27 protein-coding genes are annotated in these 25,890 nt (G+C 39.4%); 20 read left to right on the top strand and 7 right to left on the bottom strand.

Translation table 11 applies throughout. The features are described from left to right. Nucleotides 1–15: 15 nt before the first annotated feature. Nucleotides 16–615 (bottom strand): DUF502 domain-containing protein, encoded by a 600-nt coding sequence (locus ACWIUO_RS09175; RefSeq protein WP_454177600.1) that lies wholly within the window; start codon nucleotides 613–615, stop codon nucleotides 16–18. 300 nt (nucleotides 616–915) lie between these two features. Between ACWIUO_RS09175 and argF the strand changes: the two genes are divergently transcribed. The 5 genes from argF (at nucleotide 916) to purN (ending at nucleotide 6,215) form a co-directional block, all read left to right on the top strand. Next, the gene (argF, locus tag ACWIUO_RS09170) at nucleotides 916–2,031 is read left to right on the top strand and encodes an ornithine carbamoyltransferase (RefSeq protein ID WP_454177599.1); all 1,116 of its coding nucleotides are present in this window, start codon (nucleotides 916–918) and stop codon (nucleotides 2,029–2,031) included. Continuing rightward, a complete protein-coding gene (locus ACWIUO_RS09165) occupies nucleotides 2,004–2,519 on the top strand; it encodes a DUF2603 domain-containing protein (RefSeq protein WP_454177598.1) in 516 nt (171 codons plus the stop codon). The genes argF and ACWIUO_RS09165 overlap by 28 nt, the downstream gene beginning before the upstream one ends. 116 nt (nucleotides 2,520–2,635) lie before the next feature. Beyond that, nucleotides 2,636–4,051: an oxygen-independent coproporphyrinogen III oxidase gene (gene hemN, locus ACWIUO_RS09160; RefSeq protein WP_454177597.1), complete on the top strand. Its 1,416-nt coding sequence runs from the start codon at nucleotides 2,636–2,638 to the stop codon at nucleotides 4,049–4,051. After that, nucleotides 4,048–5,535, top strand: a complete 1,488-nt coding sequence (locus ACWIUO_RS09155; protein WP_454177596.1) for a (Fe-S)-binding protein — start codon at nucleotides 4,048–4,050, stop codon at nucleotides 5,533–5,535. Before hemN ends, ACWIUO_RS09155 begins: the two co-directional genes overlap by 4 nt. Before the next feature lie 32 nt (nucleotides 5,536–5,567). After that, entirely contained in the window at nucleotides 5,568–6,215 is a 648-nt protein-coding gene (gene purN, locus ACWIUO_RS09150) for a phosphoribosylglycinamide formyltransferase (RefSeq protein WP_454177595.1), read from the top strand. A gap of 109 nt (nucleotides 6,216–6,324) precedes the next feature. Here the strand turns inward: purN and ACWIUO_RS09145 are convergent, their stop codons facing one another. Continuing rightward, nucleotides 6,325–6,540 carry a hypothetical protein gene (locus ACWIUO_RS09145; RefSeq protein ID WP_454177594.1) on the bottom strand — a complete coding sequence of 72 codons (216 nt, stop codon included), beginning with the start codon at nucleotides 6,538–6,540 and terminating at the stop codon, nucleotides 6,325–6,327. Here ACWIUO_RS09145 and ACWIUO_RS09140 point away from each other — a divergent pair. The 13 genes from ACWIUO_RS09140 (at nucleotide 6,540) to ACWIUO_RS09080 (ending at nucleotide 19,479) form a co-directional block, all read left to right on the top strand. Then, complete coding sequence (locus ACWIUO_RS09140; RefSeq protein WP_454177593.1) at nucleotides 6,540–6,752, top strand: hypothetical protein; 213 nt, start codon at nucleotides 6,540–6,542, stop codon at nucleotides 6,750–6,752. The genes ACWIUO_RS09145 and ACWIUO_RS09140 overlap by 1 nt on opposite strands. 41 nt (nucleotides 6,753–6,793) lie before the next feature. Next, nucleotides 6,794–6,931 carry a hypothetical protein gene (locus ACWIUO_RS09135; RefSeq protein WP_454177592.1) on the top strand — a complete coding sequence of 46 codons (138 nt, stop codon included), beginning with the start codon at nucleotides 6,794–6,796 and terminating at the stop codon, nucleotides 6,929–6,931. Between the two features lie 396 nt (nucleotides 6,932–7,327). After that, entirely contained in the window at nucleotides 7,328–9,922 is a 2,595-nt protein-coding gene (bamA, locus tag ACWIUO_RS09130; protein ID WP_454177591.1) for an outer membrane protein assembly factor BamA, read from the top strand. A gap of 2 nt (nucleotides 9,923–9,924) precedes the next feature. Further along, entirely contained in the window at nucleotides 9,925–10,320 is a 396-nt protein-coding gene (locus tag ACWIUO_RS09125; protein WP_454177590.1) for a hypothetical protein, read from the top strand. Nucleotides 10,321–10,406: 86 nt separating this feature from the next. Further along, nucleotides 10,407–11,453, top strand: a complete 1,047-nt coding sequence (locus ACWIUO_RS09120; protein ID WP_454177589.1) for a dehypoxanthine futalosine cyclase — start codon at nucleotides 10,407–10,409, stop codon at nucleotides 11,451–11,453. A gap of 2 nt (nucleotides 11,454–11,455) precedes the next feature. After that, nucleotides 11,456–12,928: an insulinase family protein gene (locus ACWIUO_RS09115; protein ID WP_454177588.1), complete on the top strand. Its 1,473-nt coding sequence runs from the start codon at nucleotides 11,456–11,458 to the stop codon at nucleotides 12,926–12,928. 20 nt (nucleotides 12,929–12,948) lie between these two features. Next, a complete protein-coding gene (locus ACWIUO_RS09110) occupies nucleotides 12,949–13,134 on the top strand; it encodes a hypothetical protein (RefSeq protein WP_454177587.1) in 186 nt (61 codons plus the stop codon). Between the two features lie 44 nt (nucleotides 13,135–13,178). Next, nucleotides 13,179–14,867, top strand: coding sequence for a glycosyltransferase family 8 protein (locus tag ACWIUO_RS09105; protein WP_454177586.1), 1,689 nt, complete (start codon nucleotides 13,179–13,181; stop codon nucleotides 14,865–14,867). A 43-nt stretch (nucleotides 14,868–14,910) separates the two neighbouring features. After that, nucleotides 14,911–16,383: an Asp-tRNA(Asn)/Glu-tRNA(Gln) amidotransferase subunit GatB gene (gene gatB, locus ACWIUO_RS09100; protein ID WP_454177585.1), complete on the top strand. Its 1,473-nt coding sequence runs from the start codon at nucleotides 14,911–14,913 to the stop codon at nucleotides 16,381–16,383. Between the two features lie 40 nt (nucleotides 16,384–16,423). Further along, the gene (locus tag ACWIUO_RS09095; protein ID WP_454177584.1) at nucleotides 16,424–17,074 is read left to right on the top strand and encodes an ankyrin repeat domain-containing protein; all 651 of its coding nucleotides are present in this window, start codon (nucleotides 16,424–16,426) and stop codon (nucleotides 17,072–17,074) included. Nucleotides 17,075–17,195: 121 nt separating this feature from the next. Further along, nucleotides 17,196–17,945 (top strand): ankyrin repeat domain-containing protein, encoded by a 750-nt coding sequence (locus ACWIUO_RS09090; RefSeq protein WP_454177583.1) that lies wholly within the window; start codon nucleotides 17,196–17,198, stop codon nucleotides 17,943–17,945. A 131-nt stretch (nucleotides 17,946–18,076) separates the two neighbouring features. Next, entirely contained in the window at nucleotides 18,077–18,826 is a 750-nt protein-coding gene (locus ACWIUO_RS09085) for an ankyrin repeat domain-containing protein (RefSeq protein WP_454177582.1), read from the top strand. A 110-nt stretch (nucleotides 18,827–18,936) separates the two neighbouring features. After that, nucleotides 18,937–19,479, top strand: a complete 543-nt coding sequence (locus ACWIUO_RS09080) for an ankyrin repeat domain-containing protein (RefSeq protein ID WP_454177581.1) — start codon at nucleotides 18,937–18,939, stop codon at nucleotides 19,477–19,479. A 560-nt stretch (nucleotides 19,480–20,039) separates the two neighbouring features. Here ACWIUO_RS09080 and ACWIUO_RS09075 read toward each other — a convergent pair. From ACWIUO_RS09075 to ACWIUO_RS09055, 5 genes are all read right to left on the bottom strand, one after another. Further along, nucleotides 20,040–20,483: a DUF1104 domain-containing protein gene (locus ACWIUO_RS09075; RefSeq protein WP_454177580.1), complete on the bottom strand. Its 444-nt coding sequence runs from the start codon at nucleotides 20,481–20,483 to the stop codon at nucleotides 20,040–20,042. Nucleotides 20,484–20,745: 262 nt separating this feature from the next. Continuing rightward, nucleotides 20,746–21,426, bottom strand: a complete 681-nt coding sequence (locus ACWIUO_RS09070; RefSeq protein ID WP_454177579.1) for a tetratricopeptide repeat protein — start codon at nucleotides 21,424–21,426, stop codon at nucleotides 20,746–20,748. A gap of 12 nt (nucleotides 21,427–21,438) precedes the next feature. Continuing rightward, a complete protein-coding gene (locus ACWIUO_RS09065) occupies nucleotides 21,439–22,803 on the bottom strand; it encodes a pentapeptide repeat-containing protein (RefSeq protein WP_454177578.1) in 1,365 nt (454 codons plus the stop codon). Further along, a complete protein-coding gene (locus ACWIUO_RS09060) occupies nucleotides 22,803–23,441 on the bottom strand; it encodes a tetratricopeptide repeat protein (protein WP_454177577.1) in 639 nt (212 codons plus the stop codon). The genes ACWIUO_RS09065 and ACWIUO_RS09060 overlap by 1 nt, the downstream gene beginning before the upstream one ends. Further along, complete coding sequence (locus tag ACWIUO_RS09055; protein WP_454177576.1) at nucleotides 23,438–23,959, bottom strand: hypothetical protein; 522 nt, start codon at nucleotides 23,957–23,959, stop codon at nucleotides 23,438–23,440. Before ACWIUO_RS09055 ends, ACWIUO_RS09060 begins: the two co-directional genes overlap by 4 nt. Before the next feature lie 336 nt (nucleotides 23,960–24,295). Between ACWIUO_RS09055 and ACWIUO_RS09050 the strand changes: the two genes are divergently transcribed. Both ACWIUO_RS09050 and pth read left to right on the top strand, forming a co-directional pair. Then, nucleotides 24,296–24,832 carry a 50S ribosomal protein L25/general stress protein Ctc gene (locus tag ACWIUO_RS09050; RefSeq protein WP_454177575.1) on the top strand — a complete coding sequence of 179 codons (537 nt, stop codon included), beginning with the start codon at nucleotides 24,296–24,298 and terminating at the stop codon, nucleotides 24,830–24,832. A gap of 60 nt (nucleotides 24,833–24,892) precedes the next feature. Beyond that, nucleotides 24,893–25,888 carry an aminoacyl-tRNA hydrolase gene (pth, locus tag ACWIUO_RS09045; RefSeq protein WP_454177574.1) on the top strand — a complete coding sequence of 332 codons (996 nt, stop codon included), beginning with the start codon at nucleotides 24,893–24,895 and terminating at the stop codon, nucleotides 25,886–25,888. Nucleotides 25,889–25,890 lie beyond the last annotated feature (2 nt).

Below are 25,890 nucleotides of genomic sequence, written 5' to 3'. Positions count from 1 at the left end.
AAAACAAAAATTGTATTATTTTATGCCTAATGAAACGACTTTTTTGAAGCCCTCCGCTACGGATAAATCACTTCTTTTTACTTTGTCTTTAGGCACGCGAAAAAGAAAGCCTGAAGTGGGATTTGGCGTGGTAGGGACAAATACCCACAAAAATTCGCCCTCATCATTTTGCTCCTCTTTTGTGATAAATCCCACTACTTCTTGGTCCCCTAGCCTTATGTAGCCCACGCCCAAATATTGTTTATCATTGCCACCAGAAAACATTTTTACCATATCTTTGATGACATTGTAGATAGAAGCGATAAAGGGGATTTTGCCGATGAAAAACTCTGAAATTTTTAGCAAAATAAAATCTTTTTTCTTTTCTAGCAAATGCCCGCTATAAAGCAAAACCCCTAGCAAAATCGCCAAAATCATAATCGTAGCAAACATATTATGCTCGGTAGTATCAAATATCGCACCGATGATATGGGCTATAAAATCATAGGCAAATTTTAGTAGCCAAAGCAAAATAATGATAGGTGCTAACGCTAGCAATCCTTTGCCAACAAGCGTGAAAAACGCGCTTATGCAATGTGAAAATATATTGTTGCGTGGTGCAGAATCTTTTTGCATTTTGTTCCTTTTTTGCGTTAAGATTTTGGGGGTTGTGGTTTTAGATTTTGGTATATCGCATTTTTGCTATATTATTTTATGTTTTTGGCGTATTGCTTGCTATCTATTTGATTTTCAAATCCCACTTCCAAAATTATTCCAAAATTCTCAATTCCAAAATCACAAAAATCCAAAATCTAGCAAAATCCAAAAATCACGCAAAAATTTGCTAGATTTTAGAATATTTTTAGGCAGATTCAAGTATATTTACGCTTTTTATTTTTGCCCATATTTTGCAAATTTTTTGATAAAAGGCATAAAATGCGACATTTTCTTAGCTTAAAAGATTTTAGCAAAGCTGAACTTTATGATATGCTATGCCTTAGCCTAACGCTAAAATCCCTCTCTCAAAATGCCAAAAATCTAGGCAAATCCCCTACCCCACAAAATCTAGGATTTAAAAATATAGATTTTTTGCCCTCCCCTACACTAGCGTTGATTTTAGAGAAGCCCTCCACTCGCACACGCGTTAGCTTTGAAGCGGGGGCGTATGAGCTAGGTGGCAAAGCGATAATCCTTATGGGCAAAGACACGCAAATAAGCAGAGGAGAACCCATAAAAGATAGCGCAAGAGTGATTAGCTCGATGGTGGATATTATCGCTATACGAACTTTTTCACACGATGGCTTAGAGGAGTTTGCCCGCTATTCAATAGCACCTGTGATAAACGCCCTCACAGATTTATCCCACCCCCTGCAAGTGATGGCAGATATGCTTACGATGATAGAATGCGGAATCTATGCGGAGGATTTTGCCTTACATTTTGATTTGTTTGCAAAAAAATATTTGCAACAAAATGCCCTAGATTTGATAAGCACCCAAAATCCACTGCCAAGACGCATTTGCGATACAAAAAATCCAATCGTAACCTACATAGGCGATGGCAATAATATGGCGCATTCGTGGCTAAAGCTAGCGGGGATTTTGGGATTTGAGTTGCGCGTGCTATGTCCGCAAAAATACGCCCCAGATAAAAAAATCATAGCCCTAGCCCAAAATCTAGCAAACACTTCAAATGCCAAAATCCACATAGAGATTTTGCCACAAAGTGTGAGCCAAAAAGAAGTCCAAGACACGCTAGCAAATCTAGCCACTAGCGCAAATGTGCTTACGACTGATACTTGGATTTCTATGGGGCAAGAAGAAGAAAAGCAAGATAGAATCCGCGCTTTTGAGGGATTTTGCATTAACCAAGCGTTAATGCAAAAAGCACATAGTAATGCAATCTTTTTGCACTGCCTGCCTGCATATCGAGGCTATGAAGTGAGCGAAGAAGTCATCGAAGGCGCGCAATCACGCGTATGGCAAGAAGCAAACAATCGCCTACACATTCAAAAAGGAATAATGCTATGGCTACTAGCAACAAAATCACATTAGCAGATTTTTTTGATAGCGAAAATTTTATCAAAGCGTCAAAAATATCCAACACGCAGATTTTGCTAAATATCCAAAAAAGCGCGCAAACAAGCGCAAAATCCACGCAGGCAAAATCTACAAATCCTAGCGAGCCAGAAGATGAGCAAAAGGCTGTATTTAACAATAAAGAACCGTGGTGGATACAAGATGAGGAAGGCGAGCAATACCTCTTGCTACCCCACTCCGTGCTAAAAAAAGTCCTATCCGCCTTAGAGGGAATCAACGAAGAAAAGCTACTTTTAGAGCTAGGGCGAGATGTGATACAAAGCGCGCCGATTGATTTTGATGATGTGATGGCAGTAGCTATCGATAGAATCGAATCCAAACGGCGAAATGACGGCTCTTTGCCACCGCATATCAACACAAAATCTATCATTAGCGAAATCAAAAAATCCCACCCAAATTTGTTTTTTAACTTTGATGCAAATTTTTTGCGCAAGCATTTTTAGGCACAAATCCGTTGCAAATCGCTACAAATCACTAAGATAAAAAGCCCCATAAAGCCCTAAAACTACGCAAAAAATAAAATCAAAAAACCAAAACACAACAACTTGGAATCTAAAAAATGAAAACCACACAAAATCCACAATCTAGCCAAATAGATTTTGCCAAATTTGCCAAATACTCCAAATCCGCCCCGCGCTATACGAGCTATCCTACGGCTGTGGAGTTTCGCACGGATTTTGACTATGAAGAGCTAAAAAAATCCCTAAAACGCAACGATAGCTTTGATACGAAAGATTTTAGGCTACCTTTGTCGCTTTATGTGCATTTGCCTTTTTGTCAAAGTGCGTGTTATTTTTGCGGGTGCAATGTCATCTACACAAGCAAGCAGGACAAAAAAGACCGCTACATTTCCTACCTCCAAAAAGAGCTAGCGATTTTATCTACCCTTATGGATACTTCGCGCGAAGTGGTGCAGTTTCACTTCGGTGGTGGGACGCCTACTTTTTTTGATTCTGCGCAATTACAAAAAATCATCAACCTAGTAAAATCTACTTTCCCAAACTTCGCTAAAAATGCTGAAGTGAGCTGTGAAATCGACCCTAGACATTTTGAACCCTCCCAAATGGATACGCTAAAAAATGGCGGGTTTAATCGCCTTAGTTTTGGCGTGCAAGATTTTGATGAAAATGTCCAAAAAGCCGTGCATAGATTTCAAAGCATAGAGCTAGTCGCAAATGCCGTAAATATCGCTAGAAAAAGCGGGATAGAATCGATAAATTTTGATTTAATCTATGGCTTGCCAAAGCAAAATCTAGCTAGCTTTTTATCCACGCTAAAAAAAGTCATATCCCTTAGCCCCGATAGATTAGCGATTTTTAACTACGCACATATCCCGTGGCTAAAAAAAACGATGCGCAAAATCGATGAAAACGACTTGCCAAGCCCGCAAGAAAAGCTAGAGATTTTAAAAAACACCATTGATTTTTTGGGCAACAATGGCTATGAAATGATAGGAATGGACCATTTTGCCAAAAAAAGCGATGAGCTATACATCGCCAAGCAAAAAGGCGAATTACGGCGCAATTTTCAGGGCTACACTACGCGTGGATTTTCCCAAACTATCGGCATAGGGCTTACCTCCATAGGCGAGGGCAAAGACTACTACGCCCAAAATGTCAAAGATTTATCAAGCTATGAAGCCGCGCTAGATTCTGGCAAAATCCCTATCGAGCGGGGCATAAAACTAAGCAAAGAAGATATATTGCGAAAAGATGTCATTATGGGGCTTATGAACAACCTAAAACTAGATTTTGCTAGTATCCAAAAAGCGCATAAAATTGATTTTAGAGCGCATTTTGCAAGCGAGCTAGAAAAGCTAAAAGAATACGAAAAAATAGGCGTGCTAGACATAAGCGACAAAGGGCTTTATACCACGCCCACAGGGGGGCTACTTATCCGCAATATCGCAATGGTGTTTGATACATATCTACACGCCCTACCCCAAGAAAAGAGAGTGTTTAGCAAGACGATATGATAGATTTTAGCCAAACTTCAAATGCCTGCGTAAAATGTGGCAAATGTATCCCCTACTGCACGATTTATCGGCTAAAGCGCGATGAGACGACTTCTCCACGCGGATATTTGGACTTAATCGGTGCGTATAAAAGAGGCGAACTGCCATTGCAAAAAGATTTAAAAAACCTTGTAGAATCCTGCTTTTTATGCACGACTTGCGTGGATTTGTGCCCATCGCATTTGCCTATCGACTCTGCTATCGAAAAAATCCGCATCGACATCGCCCAAAAATACGGAATCGCGTGGTATAAAAGGCTATATTTTTTCTTGCTTCGGCATAGAAAACTTATGGATTTTGTGTTTAGTTTTGCGTATTTTGTCGCACCTTGCGCGTTTAAGAAAGTAGATGGAGGGAATAAAATCTTTTTTAGCAAGCGCGTGGTGTTTCCATTTGTCAAAAAAAGCTTTTTGCAAAAATATCGTGGAGAGATTTTGCCTACGCATAATCCCGCAAGTAATCATCAAAATTCACAAAAAACTTCGCAAAATCCAAATTGCCAAAATCTACACCAAAATCTTGCCCAAAATCCAAATCAATATTTAAAACAAGATTTTGCAAAACAAGATTTTGTGCAAAACCCACAACAAACGCAAAATCTAGCCCAAAATCCGCCACAAAATTTTGCCCAAAATCCATCTTTGCCCCACAACAAAGTCGCCATTTTTATCGGTTGCCTTGCAAACTACAACTACATAGAAGTAGGTGAAAGCCTACTAAAAATCCTAGATTCTCTTCATATCAAAGTCCTTGTGCCTAAGCAGGAATGTTGCGGTGCGCCTGCGTATTTCACAGGTGATATTGACACGGTGCTTTTTCTTATCAAGCGCAATATCGAGCTTTTTGAGGGGTTTATCGATGAAGTAGATGCGATTCTTATCCCAGAGGCTACTTGTGCGGCTATGCTTATGGTGGATTGGTCGCACGCGCTAAATGCCCAAAAAGACGAAAATGAGCGAGCAAAATGGCAAAAAAGACTAGCCAAACTCACGCCCAAAATGGCAATGGCAAGCAAATGGCTACAAAATCACACCAAATTAGAATCTATTTTAAAATCTAGCGCAAAAAATATCGCTAGCAACAAAGATTTTGCGCCACAAACGCTGACTTATCACGACCCCTGCCACGCAAAAAAAGTCCTAAAAGTCCATAAAGAACCCCGCGCACTTTTAAGCCCAAACTATGAGATAAAAGAAATGAGCGAGCCTGATAGATGCTGTGGATTTGGCGGGGTGAGTATGCAGCTAGATAGATACGCGCTGACCTTAGAAGCAGGCAAACCAAAAGCAGATATGATAGAAAAAAGTGGCGCACAAATCATTAGCGCGGAATGCTCCGCGTGCAGAATGCAAATCACAAATGCAATGTCGCAAAATAATGTCAAAGCCCGCTTTGCCCACCCCCTAGAGCTAATCGCACAAAAATTGCCACAAAATCCATATTGATTTTGGGCTAAATTTTTAAGCAAAGTCAAAAAATGCGACAAATAAATAACACAAACAAAATAAACAAAACCAAACACAGCGAAGGCAAAATCCGCGTAGCGATTTTATTTAGCGGAAATGGTAGCAATTTAGAAAATATCGTTACGCATTTTCGCGCTAATGATTTTGATGATTTGGATTTAAAGATTGATTTTGCCATAGCTATTTGCAACAAAGATAGCGCGTATGGAATCACGCGCTGTGAACATCTAGGGCTAAAATGTGAGATTTTGCCCCACAAAGATTTTGAAAAAAGAGCGGATTTTGACAAGGCGTTGGCAAATCTTTTGCGACAAGAAAAAATCGATTTGGTGGTTTTGGCTGGGTTTATGCGGATTTTGGGGGAGGATTTTGTGCGTGAATTTCGCGCTATAAATATCCACCCTTCATTTTTGCCTCTCCACAAAGGCGCAAATGCTATCAAAGATAGCTACTATGCAAATGAGAATTTTGGCGGGGTTAGCGTGCATTGGGTAAATGAGAAGCTAGATTCTGGGCAAATCATTATGCAGCAAAAACTCCCCAAAATAAAGGGGGAGAGCCTAGAATCCTTTGAAGCTAGAATCCACGCCCTAGAATACACCCTCTACCCGCAAGCAATCACCCAAGCGATAAAATCTATTTTTGTCGATAAAGGCTAATTTTCGTCATTGCATTTTGTCATTGCAAGCGGTTTTTTTAACAAGCGGATTTTATCAGGCGAGCTGTTTTTATTAGGCGAGTTTATTTTTATCAAGCGAGCGGATTTTATCAATCGAGCTGTTTTATCAAAATCCGCGTGTGGCGATTCGCACTTATTGATTCCGTCATTGCGAGAATTTGCGTAGCAAATTCGTGGCAATCCACACTCTTATCGTCATTGTGAGAATTTTCTTTTTGTCCCCCCTCCCTTGCGGAGGGGGCTAGGGGGTGGGTTTTTTTAGTTTTCGCCACCGTCATTATAGACAAGGATTCTACTTCCGTCATTGCGAGCGTGGCTACGCCACGCGTGGCAATCTAGAATCACAAATTGCCAAATAATACTCTTTTGTGGTTTTTTAGTTATAGATTGCCACGAATTTGCAACTTTTGGCAAAGTCGCAAATTCTCGCAATGACAAAGTAATCTGTCATACTAAGGCGTTAAAAAAGCAGAATTATCTCAAGGCGTTTATTCGTCATTGCGAGCGAACGAAGTGAGCGTGGCAATCTATTTATTAGTTTTTCTCAAATGAGTATTTTTGCTTTTTATAGCGATAGATTGCCACGCGAATTTTGAAAAATCCGCTCGCAATGACAGGACACTTTCTCTCAATGACGGGGATACTAATGACGGAATACTTCGATTTTTTTTGCGAAAAACTAAGCGAAAAAACTAAGCAAAAAAATCGAAGCGAAAAACTCCATATAACAAATTGCATAACAAGCAGTATGATAAAAACGCAAAAACAAAAAACACAAACCCCAAAAAAAATCTAAAACCAAAAACAAAAACACAACAACCACAAAACACCCAAAAAACACAAAAAAAACCCAAAAACTACGAAAAGCCACAAAAACTCAAAACAAAAAAAAAAAACCAAGCAAGACAAAACAACATAACAGCAAAACCACAACAAATATGACAAAACACCAAAAACAGCACAGCAATAAAAATCAACAAAATCTTATAAATATAATCTAAAATCATACCTTAGCCGTGTATAATAGCGACTTTTATTTTGCTTAACATAGTTTGTTAGGGCTTGTTAGGACTTATGTTGCTAGGATTTTATATGCCAAATGTTTTTTATCTCATCAAAATCATTGCCAGATTCTCATTATTTGCCGTATTTTTTACTTTTTTTAGCGCGTTTTTTTCGCTGGCAAATGCGGATTCACAGAGCAAAAAAATCACCTCCATTCATTACGAGGGCTTGCAGTCCCTATCAGCCCACCTAGCGAGCGAAATCGCAGACATAAAAGTAGGCGAAGAGCTAGATGAGGACAAAATCGATTCTGCGATTACGGATTTTTATGACCAAGGATATTTTAGTGACATTGTGGCGGGGTTTGAAAATGGTGTTTTGACATTTTATTTTGTCGAAAAGCCACGCGTAGCGGGTATCGAAATCAAAGGCTATGGAAGCGACAACGAAAAACAAACCCTCCAAACCCAAATGGGAATCAAAAAAGGCGAGACTTTCGATGAACAAAAAATCGAGCGCGCCAAGACGATTTTAAAAACCGTCCTTGAATATCAAGGCTACTACGGCTCTCTAGTCAAAGAAGAACTCACAAAAGTAAATGAGGGCGCGTATAATATCGTATTTAATGTAAATCGCGGGGAAAATATCCTAATCAAAAAAGCGCATTATGAAGGTAGCCAACGCCTAAAAAGAGGCAAAATCGAATCCCTAAGTGCCAATAAACAGCGCGATTTTATGGGCTGGATGTGGGGGCTAAATGATGGCAAACTCCACCTCCAAGAGCTAGAATACGACTCGATGAGAATCCAAGATGTCTATATGCGAAACGGATTTTTAGACGCCAAAGTCTCTTCGCCATTTTTAAGTGCCAATTTCAACAACCTTACCGCAGAATTGCATTACAAAGTCGATGAGGGCAAGCAATACTCCGTAAGCGACATTATCATAGACATTGACAAAGAGGGGATAATCGACAAAGAAAAGCTACAAAAAGCCGTGCAAGTCAAAAAAGGGCAAGTGTTTAATATCGAGGATTTGCGCTCCGATGCACAGACGCTAAAACGACTTATCGCGGACAAAGGCTATGCGTTTGCGCAGGTGCGACCTGATTTGGACAAAGAAGAGGGCGAAAATGCGCAGGATTTGAAAGCCTCTGATTTAAAAACTTCTAAAAAAGGCACAAAAAAGCACCATAAACTAGCCGACAACAAAGATAAAGAAGATGAAATAGAGCAAAAAGAAGCCCAAAATCTCCGCAAAGAGCAAGAAAAGCTAGCAGGCAAAGGCACGGTAAAAGTGCTTTACCATATCGAAGCAGGGGAAAAAGTCTATATCAGCGATGTGCTTATCTCTGGCAATAACCGCACCAATGACAGAATCATTCGCCGTGAGATTTTGCTAGCCCCGGGCGATGAATACAGCCTATCCAAAATCGCAGAATCCCAAAACGCCCTCCAAAGACTAGGATTTTTTGAAAATGTCAAAATCGATGAGCGCAGGGTAAGTGCGGATTCTATGGATTTGCTTATCACCGTTACAGAGGGTCGCACAGGGCAGCTACAATTTGGGCTAGGATATGGAAGCTACGGAGGGCTAATGATAAATGGCTCAATAAGCGAGCGAAATCTATTTGGCACGGGGCAAACAGGGAGCATTTATGCAAATATCGCCACAGGTGGCACGCCTTATAATATCAGCTATTATGGCACGCCACGAACGATTACAGGGAGGCAGTTTTCAGGCAATATCTCTCTAAGCAATCCACGCATTTTTGATTCTAGGTATTCTACTTCAGCTAGTTTGTATGGAAACTATTATGTAAATTATGTCTATATTGAGCAAAGTTTTGGGCTAAGTCTTAGCGTAGGGCGTATGCTTACCCCCACGCTTCGCACCTCGCTTAGCTATGATATAAATTGGGTAAATACTTTTGATTTTCTAAGCGCAAATTATGAGGCGTTTTATAATAATTGGGGGGGCAAAGACTACACAAAAGTGTGGGCTATGACTTCATCGCTTAGCCCAAGTATCAGCTTTGACAATACCGATGACTACTACTTCCCTAGAAATGGTATCATCGCTTCAGCCTACGCGCAGTTTAACGGTATCGGTGGCGATGTGCGCAATATCAAACTATATGGCAAAGCCGCCTTTTACTATCATCTAAAAAAACATCTAAAAATCGACTTAATCGCCCGCTACAAAGCACAAGGCGGCTATCTTTTCCGCTTTGATAGAAATGACTTTTTGCCACTTAATAATACCTTTTATATGGGTGGGGTTACTACTATTCGTGGATTTCGCTCTGGCACGGTTTCGCCTGTGGGTGTCGCGCCAAATGGCTCTACGCCATTATCTTGGATAGGTGGCGATGGTATGTTTACAAACTCTGTGGAGCTAAGCTATGGACTGCTAGAAGCAGCAAAGATGCGCGTGGCTCTTTATGGGGATTATGGATTTTTGACTTTTAAAAGTTTGGGAGGTGGTTTAGCGGATTTTGCAGGGTATGGAATCCCGGGCGTTGGAAACTATGGTATGGAGTGGCGGGCTAGTATCGGAGCGGCTATCGAGTGGATAAGCCCTATGGGTCCCATTGTGCTGATTTTCCCATTTAAGCTATTTAACAAAAAAGAGGGGGACTACACTTCGCAATTTGAATTTTCAATGGGAACTAGGTTTTGATAATGTCTAGTTGCGTTTCTCCCGTCATTGCGAGAATCTGCGCAGCAGATTCGTGGCAATCTATTTCCTTGTCATTGTGTAGTAATCTATTTTATCCCGTCATTGCGAGCGTGGCTACGCCACGCGTGGCAATCTTAAAGCCGACTCCCTTGCGGAGTTGCTTTTTCTTAAAGCCCCCTCCCTTGCGGAGGGGGTTTGGGGGTGGGTGTTTTTTTCAGCAGATTTTGCGGTTTTATACCCTCCCCCTAGCCCCCTCCGCAAGGGAGGGGGGATTAAACCCGTCATTGCGAGCGTGGCTACGCCACGCGTGGCAATCCACTTACTCCGTCATAGCGTGGCAATCTATTGCCTCTGTATTACTCTGTGGATTGCCACTCTTAACTAGCATTCGCGCGTAATGACAAGAAAATAGATTGCCACACTCACGCTCGCTCGCAATGACGGAAAAACTCAAAATCCAAAAAAAAAAAAAAAAAGGAAACCAATGAAACGATATAGCGATACCGAAATCAAAGACCTACTCCAAAACGCCACCTTGCGCGAGCTAGGGCAAGAAGCTAGCAAAGTCAAATCTAAGCTACACCCCGAAAAAACAACGACTTTTATCGTGGATAGAAATATCAACTATACCAATATTTGCTGGGTTGATTGCAAATTTTGCGCGTTTAAAAGAAAGCTAGGGCAAGAGGGCGAATATATCCTTAGCTTTGAGGAAATCGATAAAAAAATCGAAGAGCTACTAGCCATAGGTGGCACGCAGATTCTCTTTCAAGGGGGCGTGCACCCAAAGCTAAAAATTGATTATTATGAAAATCTTGTTGCGCATATCGCGCAAAAATTCCCCACGATTACCATTCACGGATTTTCAGCGATTGAAGTGAATTATATCGCTAAGGTTTCTCATCTCACTATCCCGCAAGTGCTAGAGAGGCTAAAAAAAGCTGGACTTAGCTCAATCCCGGGCGCTGGAGCTGAAATCCTAAGTGATAGGGTGCGCGACATCATCGCACCGCGCAAGCTGGATTCTAGCGAGTGGATAGAAGTGCATAGGCAGGCACACAAGCTAGATATAAAATCTAGCGCGACTATGATGTTTGGCAGTGTGGATAATGATGATGATATTATCGAGCATTGGCGTAGATTGCGGGATTTGCAAGATGAGACGGGAGGATTTCGCGCATTTATTTTGTGGAGCTTCCAGCCTGATAATACGCCTTTGCAAGAAGAATTTCCACATTTGCAAAAAGCTAGCTCAAATCGCTACTTGCGCTTGCTAGCGTGCTCACGCCTCTACTTAGATAATATCAAAAATATCCAAAGTAGTTGGGTTACGCAGGGGAGTCATATCGGGCAGTTGGCATTGCTATTTGGGGCAAATGACTTAGGAAGCACAATGATGGAGGAAAATGTAGTCGCAGCCGCAGGAGCAAGAAACTCTATGAACCAAGAAGAAATGATAGCCCTCATAAGAGATGTGGGCGAAAATCCCGCCAAGCGCAACACAGCGTATCAAATATTAGAGAGGTATTAAAAATGAAATCAATCACAAAGCAAGCAAAATCAACCCTAAAAATCCTAATCTTACTAACAGGAGTTATCACAATGACAACTTATGCAAACCAAACTACAAACCAAGACGCAAAACAAGACACAAGCAAAACTGCAAGCCAAACTACACGCGCAAGCACGCAAGCAAATGCACCCACAACGCAAGAAACAAAATCCACCAAAATAGCAAAAAACAGCGCAAAATCCACCGCCACCCTAACCCACACGCAAATAAATGGCGTAAAAATCCCCGTGATTTATGAGTATTCTGCGCTTATCCCAGCGGGCAATATCCAGCTAGTATTTCAAGGCGGAGGCAGTATAAATACCGACAAAATCGCCCTAACCGCGCTAAAAGATGAGATTCTCTCACTAGGCACAAGCAAAAAAGGCAATATAGGCTTTGCAAACGCGCTTGAGGAAAAAGCTATCTCACTATCTGCTAGTAGCGGCACTCAAACGCTAAATTTTCATCTATCTTTCTTAAAAGAATACGAAAAAGACGCCATAGAACTGCTAGGAGAGCTAATCCACTACCCTAACCTAAACGAAATCAACAAAGCCAAAACTGCGCTAAATGCGAGAATCCTAAGCAACAAAAGCGATTTTGACTACCTAGCACAAGAATTGCTAAACAAGCAACTTTTTGCAGGCACACCATTTGCAAAACCAAGTCTAGGCACGCAACAAGATGTCAAAGCCCTAAGCAAAAAAGATATACAACAAAGCCTAGAATCTAGCCTACACCTTAGCAACGCCATAATCATAATCGGAGGCGATTTAGAGCTAGAATCTACATTGCAAATGCTAGAAGTAGTTTTAAAAGATTTGCCACAGGGCACGCCTTATACCAAAAAACACTTTGAAATAAGCACCAAGACTAGCTTTGTAAGCCAAAATGCACCCACACAGCAGGCATATATCTACTTTGGCTCACCGCTCAAAATGCAAAATCTACAAGAGGAACGATATTTGGCTAGGGTTGCGGGGTTTATTTTGGGGGCTAGTGGGTTTGGCTCTAGGCTTATGGAGGAAGTGCGCGTAAAGCGCGGACTAGCCTATGGGGCGTATTTTCGCTATAGTGCTAGCCCACTTATCTCTTATGGCATAGGACAGCTACAAACCAAGCTAGAATCCCAAGATGAAGCCATAAAAGTCGTGCGCGAAATCATCAGCGATTTTGTCAAAAATGGCGCGACACAAAAGGAACTAGATAGCGCAAAACAATTTTTGCTAGGGAGCGAGCCACTGGGCAATGAGACGCTTTCACAACGACTAAGCCGAAGTTTTAATGAATATTTTTTGGGACTTGAAATCGGATTTTATAAACAAGAGCTAGAAAAAATCAAAAACCTAGAGCTAAAAACGCTAAATGACTATATCAAATCCCACCCCGAAATCGCCGAGCTAACCTTTGGCATAATCACGCAAGAATCTAAAACAAATAGCACTAAATAAAAAAAGCAAAGGAAAACAAAATGTTTCATATCTGCTTTTGTGCCAATGAAGCATATATCAAATACACCGCCGTGCTGATTGCTAGTATCATAAAATCTACGGATACTTCAAGGCGTTTTAGCGATTATTTTGGTGTGGATTTTGCGCAGAATTTGAGCGATAAAAACGAGAGAGAGAGAGAGAGAGAGAGAGTAACTCCGCGCTAAGTTTTTCTAATGTCATTACAAGCAATGATTTTGCTTCTGTCGTTGTGAGCAATAACTCTACCTCCGTCATTGCGAGCGAATGCAGTGAGCGTGGCAATCTATCCTCTTGTCATACTAAGGTTGCAAAGCAAACTAAGTATCTCAATATAGATTGCCACAAATTTGCTAGCGCAAATTCTCGCAATGACAGAGTGTCCCCCTCCCTTGCGGAGGGGGCTAGGGGGTGGGTATCTTGTCATAATAAGCATAGCGAAGTATCTCAAAAATCCACTAAAAACAGAGATATTTCGCTTCACGCTACGCGTTTTGCTCAATATGACAACAAAAAAGATGCTTCTATTTCTACAAAATCTCAATCTGTCAAGGAAAATTTTGTAGATTGCCACGCGGGTTTTATACAAAATCCGCTCGCAATGAGAAAAATGCTAGATTCTTTTCCTAAGCGAGATTTTAGGCTTTTAAGCGAGGGTGAGAAAAAAGAAGGCTACATTTTCCACATTTTTAGCGACTTTGTTAGCCAAACTTCTCTCACCAAACTGCAAAATCTAGCCAATGATTTAAGCAAAATCTATCCTTGTGAGATTCGCATTCATATTTGCAATGATGAGCTTTTCGCAGGATTGCCCACGCTAAATGGCAATTATTTGACATATTTTCGATTTTTTATCCCGCGCTTTATGCCAAAGGATTGCGAAGTTTGCTTGTATTTGGATATTGATATGCTAGTTTTGGGCGATTTGCGCGCGCTTTTTGCGCTTGATATGGGGGAATCTTGCGTTGGCATAGTAAAAGATAGACTAAATAAAAATAATGCCAAAAAATTGCGCTCCAAGACTGCAAACGCAAAGGATATTTATTTTGCGAAATCTTATTTTAACGCAGGCTTTTTGCTAATCAATCTAAATGCGTGGGAGCGACAAAACATAACGCAAAAATGCTTTGAAGTTATGGCAAATTTTCATTTAAGCGCACACGATCAAGATGCGCTAAATGCCACGATTACGGATTGTCAAAGGCTATATTTGCCTTTTGGTTTTAATCTGCTAGTGTGTTCGTATGTTTTTGCGAGTTGCAGGGACGAGGCATTGCGCTATAAGTTTGATTTTGCGCGAAAGCAGATGAATCTAGCACTAAAAAATCCCGTGATTTTGCATTTTGCGGGCGGGTATAAGTCGTGGAGTAATTTTTGGATTAAAAACGAGAAAGGGATAGTTTTAAGCGATATATGGTGGGATATTGCGTTAAAAACGCCTTATTTTTGTGAGATTTTGCAAGAGGATTTTGAAGCATTAAAGCAAAATCTACAAAAGATTTTCGAGGACAAAAGCGCGATTTATTTGCTAAATCACACGCGCAAAAATAGTGGCTTTTTGGGATTTTTGGGATTTTTGAGCTTTTTTACTTTGCCATTTATCGTGGCAAAAATCTTTGGCAATTTTAAGCAGGAAATCCCAAAAACAAGCAATGTTAAGAATCTAGATTCTAAAAATATTAACAAAAATTTGCATAAGATTTTAGAATCACAAGGGCTAGATTTTGCCAAATTAGATTTTAGTGATTTTTCCCCTAGTGATTATAATTTTGCTTTTGAGCTTTACGCATTAGCCCAAAAATCGTGGCAAAGACGCAAAAAAGGCGATTTGTTAATCTTGCCTTTTAAGGCAATCAAACTAAAAATCCGTCATCAAAGATATGGAATCGCTCGTGTCATAAAAGGCGATATTCACGCGTAAAATCTGTGCTATAATTTCGCATTTTTTAATGTGAGGAATCGCTATGGAATTTGAAACCAACTTTGAAACGATTATCGGGCTAGAAGTCCATGTCCAGCTAAATACCAAAACCAAAATCTTTTGTAGTTGTGCGACAAGTTTTGGGGAAGAGCCAAATAAAAATGTCTGCCCCACTTGCCTTGCACTGCCCGGGGCACTGCCCGTGCTTAACCGCGAGGCGGTAAAAAAGGCGATACAATTTGGCACGGCGATAAATGCGGTTATTAACCAAAACTCGATTTTTGCGCGAAAAAATTATTTTTACCCCGATTTGCCAAAGGCGTATCAAATCAGCCAATATGAGATTCCAATCGTGGGACGGGGAGAAATTGAGATTGAGCTAGATTCTGAATCTGATGGCGCAATGCGTAAAATTATCGGTGTAACTCGCGCACATTTAGAAGAAGATGCGGGCAAAAATATCCACGAAAGCACATACTCCAAAGTCGATTTAAACCGCGCCTGCACGCCATTGCTAGAAATCGTAAGTGAGCCAGATATGCGCAGTAGCGATGAAGCGGTGGCGTATTTAAAGAAACTCCATTCAATAGTGCGATTTTTAGGCATTAGCGATGCGAATATGCAGGAGGGGAGTTTCCGCTGTGATGCGAATGTCTCAATCCGTCCGCGTGGAGATTCTAATCTCTATACACGCGTGGAGATTAAGAATCTAAACTCTTTTAGATTTATCCAAAAAGCGATTGAATACGAGGTGCAGAGGCAAAGAGAGGCGTGGGAATATGGCAAGTATGAAGCCGAAGTGGTGCAAGAAACGCGCCTTTTTGACACGCAAAAGGGACAGACGCGCTCTATGCGGGGCAAGGAGGAAGCGGCAGATTATCGCTATTTCCCAGACCCCGACTTGCTCCCCGTGTTTATCGATGAAAATCTAATGCGTGAAGGACAGCAAATCGCTGAAATGCCCGATGAGAAGCGAGCGCGATACATCAATGATTTTGGATTGAAGCCAAAAGATGCGCAAATGCTGACAAATGAGCTAGAACTTGCGCAGTATTTTGAATCTATGGTAGAAAATGGCGCAAGTGGCAAGGGAGCGTTTGTATGGCTTGGCAATGAGCTTTTGGGGCGATTAAGGGGGGAGAATACTCTGCAGACTTGTGGCGTGGATAGCGCGACTTTGGCAAATCTAGTAAAAAGCGTAGAATCAAATGCTATAAGTGGCAAAAGTGGCAAGCAGATTTTGGATTTGCTAGTGGAGAAGCGTGGCGTAGATGAGAGTGGCAAAAAGCTAGAAGTAGATAGTCTTATACAATCACTTGGACTTGCGCAAGTAAATGATGATGGCGCGATTTTGGGCGCGATTGAATCCGTGCTAAGCGCAAATGCCGATAAAGTCGCGGAGTATAAAAGTGGGAAAGATAAACTTTTTGGCTTTTTTGTAGGGCAAGTGATGAAAAACGCCAAAGGCGCAAATCCTGCGAGGGTAAATGATCTACTAAAAGAGAAGCTGGGCTAAGGCTACGATTTTGCTTTTTAAAATTTAAAAGGACAAACAAATGAAAATGCTTAAAAATCTGCTTTTTGCCTTTGTGCTTGGGGCGTTGGCTGTTTGCGCGGTGTATGCGGATACAAATAGTGAATTGCTAGAATCTGCAAGAAAAGGCGATGTAGATAAAGTCAAATCGCTCATAAAACAGGGGGCAGATATAAATGTAAAAGATGAAGACGGCTTCACTGCGCTAATGTGGGCTTCATTCTGGGGGTATTTAGAAATCGTCCAATTTTTGGTGCAAAATGGCGCGGACATAAATGCAAAAAATAAAAATGGCGACACCGCGCTATCGTGGGCTTCAACTACGGGATATTTTGAAATCGTCAAATTTTTAGTTTCAAATGGTGTCGATGTAAATGCAAAAAATGAGAACGGCTTCACTGCTTTATTTTCGTCTTCGCGCAAAAAACTTTTAAATATCGTCAAATGTTTAGTAGAAAATGGAGCGGACATAAATGCAAAAAACGAAAGAGACGAAACTGCGCTAATGTGGGCTTTGCATGATGAAAATTTAGAAGTAGTGAAATATTTGGTGCAAAAAGGTGCGGATATAAACGCAAAAGAGAAAAACGGCAACACCGTGCTATCGTTGGCTTCAAAGAAAGGGTATTTAAAAGTTGCAAAATATCTAAAAAGCAAAGGCGCGAAAGAGTAGGGTTTTTGGCGGTGGATTTGCAAAAATCTAGGTGCAAGATTTTGGTAAATTTTGGCAAATTTTGGTTTGAAACGGCTGAATCGGTAGAATTTAAACAAAAAAACTAAAAAAGGATAGACAAATGAAAATGCTTAAAAATCTGCTTTTTGCCTTTGTGCTTGGGGCGTTAGCTGTTTGCGCGGTGTATGCGGATACAAATAGTGAATTGCTAGAATCTGCAAAAAATGGCGATGTAGATAAAGTCAAATCGCTCATAAAACAAGGTGCTAATGCAAATGCGAAAGATAAATACGGCGCAACTGCACTAATGTGGGCTTCGATTGATGGGCATTTTGAAATCGTCAAAATTTTAGTAGAAAATGGCACAGATGTAAATGCGAGAGATGATAATGGCAGAACTGCGTTAATGCGAGCTTCAATGTATGGGTATTTTGAAATCGTCAAAATTTTAGTAGAAAATGGCGTAGATATAAATGCAAAGGACAATGAAGGCTACACTGCTTTAAGGTGGGCTGCAAGGGAGGTGGAATTTGAAATTATCAAATATTTAGTGCAAAATGGTGCAGATGTAAATGTGAGAGATAAAGACGGCAACAACGCGCTAATGTGGGCTTCGACTATGGGGCATTTAGAAATCGTCAAATTTTTAGTCTCAAATGGTATTGATGCAAATGCAAAAGATAATGATGGACACACTCTTTTAATGGAGGCTTCGGCTATTGGGCATTTAGAAGCGGTGAAATATTTGGTGCAAAAAGGTGCGGATATAAACGCAAAAGATAAAAACGGCGACACTGCGCTATCGTGGGCTTTATCTTATGAGCGTTTAGAAGTTGCAAAATACCTAAAAAGCAAGGGCGCGAAAGAGTGAAATTTGGCGGTGGATTTGCAAAAATCTAGGCGCAAGATTTTGGCAGGTTTTGGCAAATTTTGGTTTAAAACGGCTAAATCGATAGTGTCCAAAAAAAAATCTAAACAAAAAAACTAAAAAGGACAAAACAAATGAAAATGCTTAAAAAACTGCTTTTAGTTTTTGTGCTTGGGGCGTTGGCTGTTTGCGCGGTGTATGCGGATACAAATAGTGAATTGCTAGAATCTGCAAAAAATGGCGATGTAGATAAAGTCAAATCGCTCATAAAACAAGGTGCTAATGCAAATGCGAAAGATGAATACGGCACAACTGCGCTAATGTGGGCTTCGCTCGGTGGGCATTTTGAAATAGTGAAATTTTTAGTGCAAAATGGTGCGGACATAAATGCAAAAGATGAGGAAGGCAGAACTGCGTTAATGCGGGCTTCGGCTATTGGACATTTAGAAATCGTCAATTTTTTAGTCTCAAATGGCGTAGATATAAATGCAAAAGACGATGAATACTGCACTGCTTTAAGGTGGGCTGCAAGGGGGGTGCAATTTGAAATTATCAAATATTTAGTGCAAAATGGTGCAGATGTAAATGTGAGAGATAAAGACGGCAGCAACGCGCTAATGGGGACTTCGGCTATGGGACATTTAGAAATCGTCAAATTTTTAGTCTCAAATGGTATTGATGCAAATGCAAAAGATAATGGTGGACACACTCTTTTAATGGATGCTTCGGTTCTTGGTCTTTTAGAAGTTGTGAAATATTTGGTGCAAAAAGGTGCAGATATAAACGCAAAAGATAAAAACGGCAACACTGCGCTATCGTGGGCTTTAGCTTATGAGTTTTTAGAAGTTGCAAAATACTTAAAAAGCAAAGGTGCGAAAGAGTGAAATTTGGCGGTGGATTCGCAAAATCTGGGCGCAAGATTTTGGTAGGTTTTGGTTTTTGAAACAGCTAAATCGGTAGAATCCAAACAAAAAAACTAAAAAGGACAAAACAAATGAAAATGCTTAAAAATCTGTTTTTGGTTTTTGTGCTTGGGGCATTTTCTATTTGCGTGATGTCTGCGATTATAGATAGTGAATTGATAAATTCGGCTGAAAAAGGCAATGTAAATAAAGTCAAATTGCTAATAAAACTAGGTGCAGATGTAAATGCGACAGATGAATACGGCGATACTGCACTATTGTGGGCTTCATATAGAGGATTTTTTGAAGTCGTCAAAATTTTAGTGCAAAATGGCGCAAATGTAAATGCAAAAGATGAGGAAAACAAAACTCCGCTAATGTCGGCTTCATTCTGGGGGTTTTTAGAAATCGTCCAATATTTAGTGCAAAATGGTGCAGATGTAAATGTAAAAGATAGAAGTGACCACACTGCGCTATCGTGGGCTTCAAGCCGTGGGCATTTAAAAATTGTCCAATATTTAGTCGTAAATGGTGCAGATGTAAATATAAAAAATTATAGAGGCGAAACTGCTTTAAATGTAGCAGAAACCGTTGAAATAAAACAATACCTAAAAAGCAAGGGTGCGAAAGAGTAGGGTTTTGGCGGTGGATTCGCAAAATCTAGGCGCAAGTTTTTGCTAAATCGTGCGCCTTTTGCATAAAATCGCACGAAAACTCGCAGAATCTATCCTATTATAAGGCTTTGTTTTCGCAAAAAAAACCAAAGTTTGTCTAAAATCCTACTAATAAGAAAAATATCATTAGAGCAACAAAAACAACAAAAAGCGATAGCATAAAACATACGAAAGATTTAGTTTGGATTTGTAAAAAATGTGAAATTTGCAAAAAAAGTCGTTAGATATAATGATTTTCGTTTGGGTCGCTAGATAGAATGAATTTTGTTTGGAAAGTAGATTTTGGCTTGTTTGGGAGAGTGTGGAAAGATACTTATGTAGGATACTATGGAGGATAACTAAAATGTTTGCACTACGCAGAATCAAACATATCTAAAAATCTAAAAAGTATTTATAGAATCTAAAATTAGGCTAAAAAGTAGTGGATTATCACAAAGCCATAGCTACAAGCCACGACTTCGCAACAATCCACAATCTTGCACGATAAAAACTTGCACGATTAAAAAATGTTTAGCAAAAAACTAATGCTTGTGCGCTCCCGCTTTGTCATCGTGCTTGTGCTCACCGTGCTCGCCACCGCCGTGATGAGGGCAACCACCACTTGTGAAGCCAAATTCTGCCTTAGCTTCTTCGCTTAGTGCTTCGATTTTTGCTTTAAACTCTTTTTTCACAGCTTCTTCATAAGCGCGAAAATCTTTGACTTTGAGGTTTTCAGTCGCTTTGTCATAAGCGGCTTTTACTTTGTCTAAAAAAGCCTTTTTTGCCTCGCCCTCTAGCTTGTTTGCGCGCTTCATCACTTCGAGTTTCAAATCCGCCGCATCGACTGGCTTTAGCTTGCCATTATTTTGCTTGATTAGCTCATCATCGCTACTCTTGCTATAATCAGCTGCCATAGCCAAGCCCTGTCCAAAAAAGACGCACAAAACGCCTGCCATTACGATTTTTACCATTTTTGCCGTTTTCATCTGGCACTCCTTATGAAATAAGATAAGTTTGCATTATAAACATAATATGTAAATTTGATTCTTAAAATGCAAATTTTGCAGGCAAAATCTAATAAAATCCTTAAAGTTTGTTTTAAATTTTGCTTGCAAAATCTAAACAAATAACGCCACGAATCCCCTTTTTTAAGCTAGCAACAAAAAAGCTACAAGCTATTTGATGATTTTGCGACACACTACGACTAGCCTATACACCATTTCATTATATTTTTATGGATTATTGCCATCACTGCACGCCTGCTTCGTTGTATTTTTTATAATTATCACAGCCTATTTGGTCGCCCAAATCACACGCCTTACCAAAATATTGCTTAGCGATAGATAGATTTTGCTTCACACCTTGCCCATTGGTATAGAGAACACCTAGATTATTGCACGCATTAGCTAATTTCATATCACAGGATTTTTTCCATAGCTCGTGTGCTTTGTGGTAGTCTTGGCGCACACCTTTTCCATCGCTATACATTAGTCCTAAGTTGTAGCAAGAGTCTGCTTGCAAATCGCTAACTTTATTGCACGAAATTTCAAAATATTTCTTTGCATTAAAATAATCATTTAGTAGCGATTCGTAAATAACTCCCAACATACCATATCCTCTATTATCCCCGAAAGCGATGGCTTTTTCAAGATATGGTATCGCCTCTCTATAATACCCTTCTCCGCTAAAAACTGCACCTATAAGGATACAAGCATCTTTATTGCATTGCTCCACGCTTGGCAAACCATTATCAATCAATGCTTGACACGCATTTTCATCACCTTTGTTGCAATTATAACTAGCTCTTTCCCATTCATCATCACTCATCGCACCCATTCCCACACTTAGCACACTTGCTAAGATTCCACATATTAGGATTGCTCTTTTTAGCGTTGGTTTTTTGCTTGTTGGATTTTGCATTTTTCGCATTTTTTGCTCCTTTTAGTTTGGGATTATGGAATTTTTGCGCGCGGTTTTTTGCAAAGAAAAAATCATTAAAATAAATAGTGCTGTATAAATCGCACTTATAGTGGCTTCGTGGCTAAGGTTAGCACTTTTGTCAAAAAGCGTTACAGCGGGGAATAAATACTTAGGATTTGTAGTAAGAATGATAAACGAAGCTATGTAACCAACCACAATAAATATAAACCTTGAGATTTTGCCCTTAACCACACTAAAAAACAGCACAATAAACATAAACGCTAGCAAAGTATTTATGCAAATCTTTCCCACATTGCAAAATACATAATCACAAGGCAAGCAACGATTTACACATTTAAGCAAATCAATTTGACAATAACCAAATAGCAAAATAAGCCCAAAAAGTAGTCCAAACACACCATTTAGCACCATAAGCGTATGCCAAATCTTTAGCAAATCTGTGTGGTGCTCTGAAGTCTTGCGATAGAGTTTGAGTTGCCATAAATCACACCATTTTTTAGGACTTGTTAGCAAACAGGGTTTTTGCAGTTTAAGTTCTTGCTCTTTTGCATAGAGTTCTAATTTATGCCAATTTGATGCGTCTAGCAAGTTATTATTTGCAATCAATACATTTTTTATCGTGCGAAATGAATCGCGTGCATTGCTTGCATAGCGGATTTTGTGCTTTTTTGTGATTTTGTCTTTAGAATCTGTTGTGTTTGCTATTTCGTCCTTATGTGTTTTGTCATTTTCGTATTCGTTGATAAAGTCTTTGATTGTTGCAAATTTTAGTTTATCTATTTTGGCATTGATAAAATCTGTGCCTTGAAGTTTGCTAAACACACAAGTAGAAAAATTTGGCGCGGAATTAAAAGTAGCGTTATAAAACGATACGATACCATTAAAAATACTTTCGTGGAAGTCCGCGTATTTGTAAAAAACTGCGTGGTTAAAAAACACATTTGCATTAAATGTGCAGTTGGTGAAATACACTCGCTCCTTAAAAACGCAATGCTGAAAATCTATGCGCAAAGATTGTGGATTTTGTGTAATTTTATTAGATTCCGCGTTGCATTTATTTTGCGATAGAGAATCTAACGGAGCAAATGTTATGTATTTAAAATGCACTTCATTGCAAAACACACAATTTTTAAAAGATAACTCATCGTTTATATAGATATTTTTGTGCTTATTGTTGTATTTGATTTTTATAGGTTCGTGTATGATGATTTCATCATTTTTGCCTTTAGAAAAGACTTTTGGGTCATTGCACTCTTTGCATATATCACTTATACTAATCTTGTTAGAGCCATTGTCGTTTATAGACAAAACATAGAGTTTCTCTTGTGAATCGTATTCTAAATAGAAATGTTGATTTTGTGCCATCACTGCACGCCTGCTTCGTTGTATTCTTTATAATTATCACAGCCGATTTGGTAGCCCAAATCACACGCCTTACCAAAATATTGCTTAGCGATGTAGCGATTTTGCTTCACGCCTAGCCCATTGGTATAGAGAACACCTAGATTATTACACGCCATAGCATTTTTCATATCACAAGCTTTTTTGTAGAGTTCGTGTGCTTTGTGGTAGTCTTGGCGCACACCTTCGCCATATGTATACATTAACCCTAAGTTGTAGCAAGATTTTGATTGCGTATCGCCAACTTTGTTACACCCGTTTTCATAATATCTCTTTGCGTTAAAATAATCATTTAAATTATAGTAAGCGAATCCCAACATATAATACCAACGATTATCCCCCAAAGCGATGGCTTTTTCAAAGTATGGTATCGCATCTCTATAATGCCCCGCATAGCTATAAACTGCACCTACAATGGCACAAGTATTTTTATCGCATTGTTCCACGCTTGGCAAACCATTATCAATCAATGCTTGACACGCACTTTTATCACCTTTATCACAATTATAACTAGCTCTTTCCCATTCATCATCACTCATCGCACCCATTCCCACGCTTACAGCATTTACCAAGATTCCAAACACGAATACCAATTTTTTCATTGTCTCATTCCTTTTTGTAGATATGTTTCATATTCTCGCAATATGATATGTTTAGCTTTATCCCAAAGCACTACTTTGCCATTTTGCTCGTCAAAAATTCTGCCATTTGGATTACCTTTAGCACTTTTCATTTTTGCATAGTTGTTTTTGACATTTTGTTTAGAATCAAAATTAGGATTCTTATAGCATTCATCTATGAGTATATCTAATGGTATTTCTTTTTGATTAGCATTGGATAGTTGCAAAAATGTAAGCAAAATAATGCTGACTTTTTTATTTGGCTTGGCAAACCATAGCGGTGCTCTGCATTTTATTTGATTTATTGCTTTTTTATCCTCATCACTCAAATCTGCTGAATTGTTCTCCAAAAATCTTTGCTTTATGTCGTTAGCACGAGTGGATATGAGCGACAAACACTCTAAGATTGTTTGTGTATCAAAATTGCCTTGAGTTACACATTTTGTAATAATTGCTAAAATGTGTTTGTCTATGATTTTATCCCAATCTTGTTTTTTCATTGCTTGCTCCATTTTGTAGTTTTGTTGTGTTTTTTACAAAAAAGCAACTCTACAAAAAAAAAAAAAAACAGATTGTTAATATGGATTTTAAGGGTAGCGGTTTGACAAAAAATAGATTTTGCAAGAAAAATAGTTTTTTTACATTTTCACAAACCCTGCCCATTTTGTTTTGCGCAAGCATATCTAAGTTTGTTTTTTGCACAAACGCAAGTTTAAAAATGGGAAAATCCGTAAATGCGTAAGTTTTGTAAAAATTTTTATGTGGGTTTATGTTTTTTAAAGCAAAAAATCGCTAAAATCCACGCTTTTATCTCAAACAAAAAGAAAGGATAGCTTATGCTAGAAGGAAAGATTAGAGAGAGTATTTCAAAGGCGAATGCAAAAGCCCTAAGGAATGATGGTTATCTAATTGCCAATATTTATGCAAAAGGCGTGGAAAATATCCATTGCGCTTTTAAAATAAATGATTTTATTAGGACTATCAAAACCAAAAACACGCTTGTTTTCCCTGTGAAAGTCGGGGATAAGACGCTAGAAGTCGTTATCCAAGAGTATCAAAAAGACCCTGTGTATGGGACGATTTTGCATATTGATTTGATGATAGCCCAAAAAGGCGTGCTTGCAAAATACAAAATCCCTGTCAAAACCAAAGGAACGCCCGTAGGGCTAAAAAATAAAGGCGTGCTTTTGCTAGCAAAAAAACGCATAAGCGTCCAAGCAAAAGCTGAAAATCTGCCAAATGCCTATGAGCTAGATGTATCTCCGCTTGATGTGGGGCATAGCATTTTGGTGCGGGATTTGCCACAAAAAGATGGCGTGAAAATCACTGAAAATCCCGCAAATGCCGTAGTAAGTGTCGTAAAAGCCAAATAAAATCTAGTTTTAAAACTTTTGACTTTTATAAAACTTGCAAGAAAAAACATAAAAAAAACGATGGGCAAAAATAATGAATTGCTTAAAAAAGTAGCAAATCTTTGCTCATCGCCCTTTCATTTTTCTAACGATTCTGCCAAAAACTACCCCAAAAACCATTCAAAAGAATATCCCAAAATAGATTCTAGCGATTTGCCAAAATCTACTTTTGATGATTCTTATACTTTTTGCAAAAACGAATTTTTTACGCTACTAAAAGATTTTTTACCGCCACATTTGCAATCCCCCATCATAATCGCAGGGCTTGGCAACCCAACTCCAAAATACGCCAAAAATCGCCACAATGCAGGTTTTATGATAGTCGATAAAATCGCTCAAATGCTAGAACTAGAATGGGAAAATGCCAATAAATTTGAAGCACAAATCGCCACGATAAAAAACGCCACCACAAATATACACCTACTAAAGCCACAATCTTTTATGAATCTATCAGGCGTGCCACTGCAAAACGCGCTAAAATTTTATAAAATCAATGATTTTGTAGTCTTGCACGATGAGCTAGATATTGATTTTGGCTATGTGTGCTACAAAGTGGGGGGAAGCAGTGGCGGGCATAATGGGCTAAAATCGATTGATGAGAAAATGGGCAATAATTATATGCGACTACGATTTGGCATAGGGAGGGGGGTTGAGGCAAAATCTAGCACAGATTCTGCGGATTTTGCAAAATCTAGCGTAGATTTTACCCTGCAAAATCCCCAAAACAAAAAGCTAAAAAATCATCAAGTCATTTCCTATGTGCTAGGGGATTTTGATATATCGCAGGCAAAAAAACTAGATAGTTTAGTGCTGCATTCCGCACTTAGCATTCTGTATTTTTTAATCACTAGGGATTTTGCCAAAACACAAAATCTATTTACGCTAAATCCTGCGAAAAATAATCCCAAAAAAGCAATAAACGCAAGCCAAGCCCAAGCCCAAGATAAAGATAAAGAAGCAAAATCCCAAAATCCACCCCACGCACCTAGTGTGCCAAACCAGCACCAAAAAGGATAAAA

The organism is Helicobacter sp. T3_23-1056 (genome assembly GCF_053654535.1).
This window is presented reverse-complemented; position numbering and strand designations above follow the sequence as displayed.

What these genes read in the sequence shown, in the direction of transcription:
- ACWIUO_RS09175 (WP_454177600.1), bottom strand. Translation starts at nt 615, where the DNA reads ATGCAAAAAGATTCTGCACCACGCAACAATATATTTTCACATTGCATA.
- argF (WP_454177599.1), top strand. Translation starts at nt 916, where the DNA reads ATGCGACATTTTCTTAGCTTAAAAGATTTTAGCAAAGCTGAACTTTAT.
- ACWIUO_RS09165 (WP_454177598.1), top strand. Translation starts at nt 2,004, where the DNA reads ATGGCTACTAGCAACAAAATCACATTAGCAGATTTTTTTGATAGCGAA.
- hemN (WP_454177597.1), top strand. Translation starts at nt 2,636, where the DNA reads ATGAAAACCACACAAAATCCACAATCTAGCCAAATAGATTTTGCCAAA.
- ACWIUO_RS09155 (WP_454177596.1), top strand. Translation starts at nt 4,048, where the DNA reads ATGATAGATTTTAGCCAAACTTCAAATGCCTGCGTAAAATGTGGCAAA.
- purN (WP_454177595.1), top strand. Translation starts at nt 5,568, where the DNA reads ATGCGACAAATAAATAACACAAACAAAATAAACAAAACCAAACACAGC.
- ACWIUO_RS09145 (WP_454177594.1), bottom strand. Translation starts at nt 6,540, where the DNA reads ATGACGGAAGTAGAATCCTTGTCTATAATGACGGTGGCGAAAACTAAA.
- bamA (WP_454177591.1), top strand. Translation starts at nt 7,328, where the DNA reads ATGCCAAATGTTTTTTATCTCATCAAAATCATTGCCAGATTCTCATTA.
- ACWIUO_RS09125 (WP_454177590.1), top strand. Translation starts at nt 9,925, where the DNA reads ATGTCTAGTTGCGTTTCTCCCGTCATTGCGAGAATCTGCGCAGCAGAT.
- ACWIUO_RS09120 (WP_454177589.1), top strand. Translation starts at nt 10,407, where the DNA reads ATGAAACGATATAGCGATACCGAAATCAAAGACCTACTCCAAAACGCC.
- ACWIUO_RS09115 (WP_454177588.1), top strand. Translation starts at nt 11,456, where the DNA reads ATGAAATCAATCACAAAGCAAGCAAAATCAACCCTAAAAATCCTAATC.
- ACWIUO_RS09110 (WP_454177587.1), top strand. Translation starts at nt 12,949, where the DNA reads ATGTTTCATATCTGCTTTTGTGCCAATGAAGCATATATCAAATACACC.
- gatB (WP_454177585.1), top strand. Translation starts at nt 14,911, where the DNA reads ATGGAATTTGAAACCAACTTTGAAACGATTATCGGGCTAGAAGTCCAT.
- ACWIUO_RS09095 (WP_454177584.1), top strand. Translation starts at nt 16,424, where the DNA reads ATGAAAATGCTTAAAAATCTGCTTTTTGCCTTTGTGCTTGGGGCGTTG.
- ACWIUO_RS09090 (WP_454177583.1), top strand. Translation starts at nt 17,196, where the DNA reads ATGAAAATGCTTAAAAATCTGCTTTTTGCCTTTGTGCTTGGGGCGTTA.
- ACWIUO_RS09085 (WP_454177582.1), top strand. Translation starts at nt 18,077, where the DNA reads ATGAAAATGCTTAAAAAACTGCTTTTAGTTTTTGTGCTTGGGGCGTTG.
- ACWIUO_RS09080 (WP_454177581.1), top strand. Translation starts at nt 18,937, where the DNA reads ATGAAAATGCTTAAAAATCTGTTTTTGGTTTTTGTGCTTGGGGCATTT.
- ACWIUO_RS09075 (WP_454177580.1), bottom strand. Translation starts at nt 20,483, where the DNA reads ATGAAAACGGCAAAAATGGTAAAAATCGTAATGGCAGGCGTTTTGTGC.
- ACWIUO_RS09070 (WP_454177579.1), bottom strand. Translation starts at nt 21,426, where the DNA reads ATGCGAAAAATGCAAAATCCAACAAGCAAAAAACCAACGCTAAAAAGA.
- ACWIUO_RS09065 (WP_454177578.1), bottom strand. Translation starts at nt 22,803, where the DNA reads ATGGCACAAAATCAACATTTCTATTTAGAATACGATTCACAAGAGAAA.
- ACWIUO_RS09060 (WP_454177577.1), bottom strand. Translation starts at nt 23,441, where the DNA reads ATGAAAAAATTGGTATTCGTGTTTGGAATCTTGGTAAATGCTGTAAGC.
- ACWIUO_RS09055 (WP_454177576.1), bottom strand. Translation starts at nt 23,959, where the DNA reads ATGAAAAAACAAGATTGGGATAAAATCATAGACAAACACATTTTAGCA.
- ACWIUO_RS09050 (WP_454177575.1), top strand. Translation starts at nt 24,296, where the DNA reads ATGCTAGAAGGAAAGATTAGAGAGAGTATTTCAAAGGCGAATGCAAAA.
- pth (WP_454177574.1), top strand. Translation starts at nt 24,893, where the DNA reads ATGGGCAAAAATAATGAATTGCTTAAAAAAGTAGCAAATCTTTGCTCA.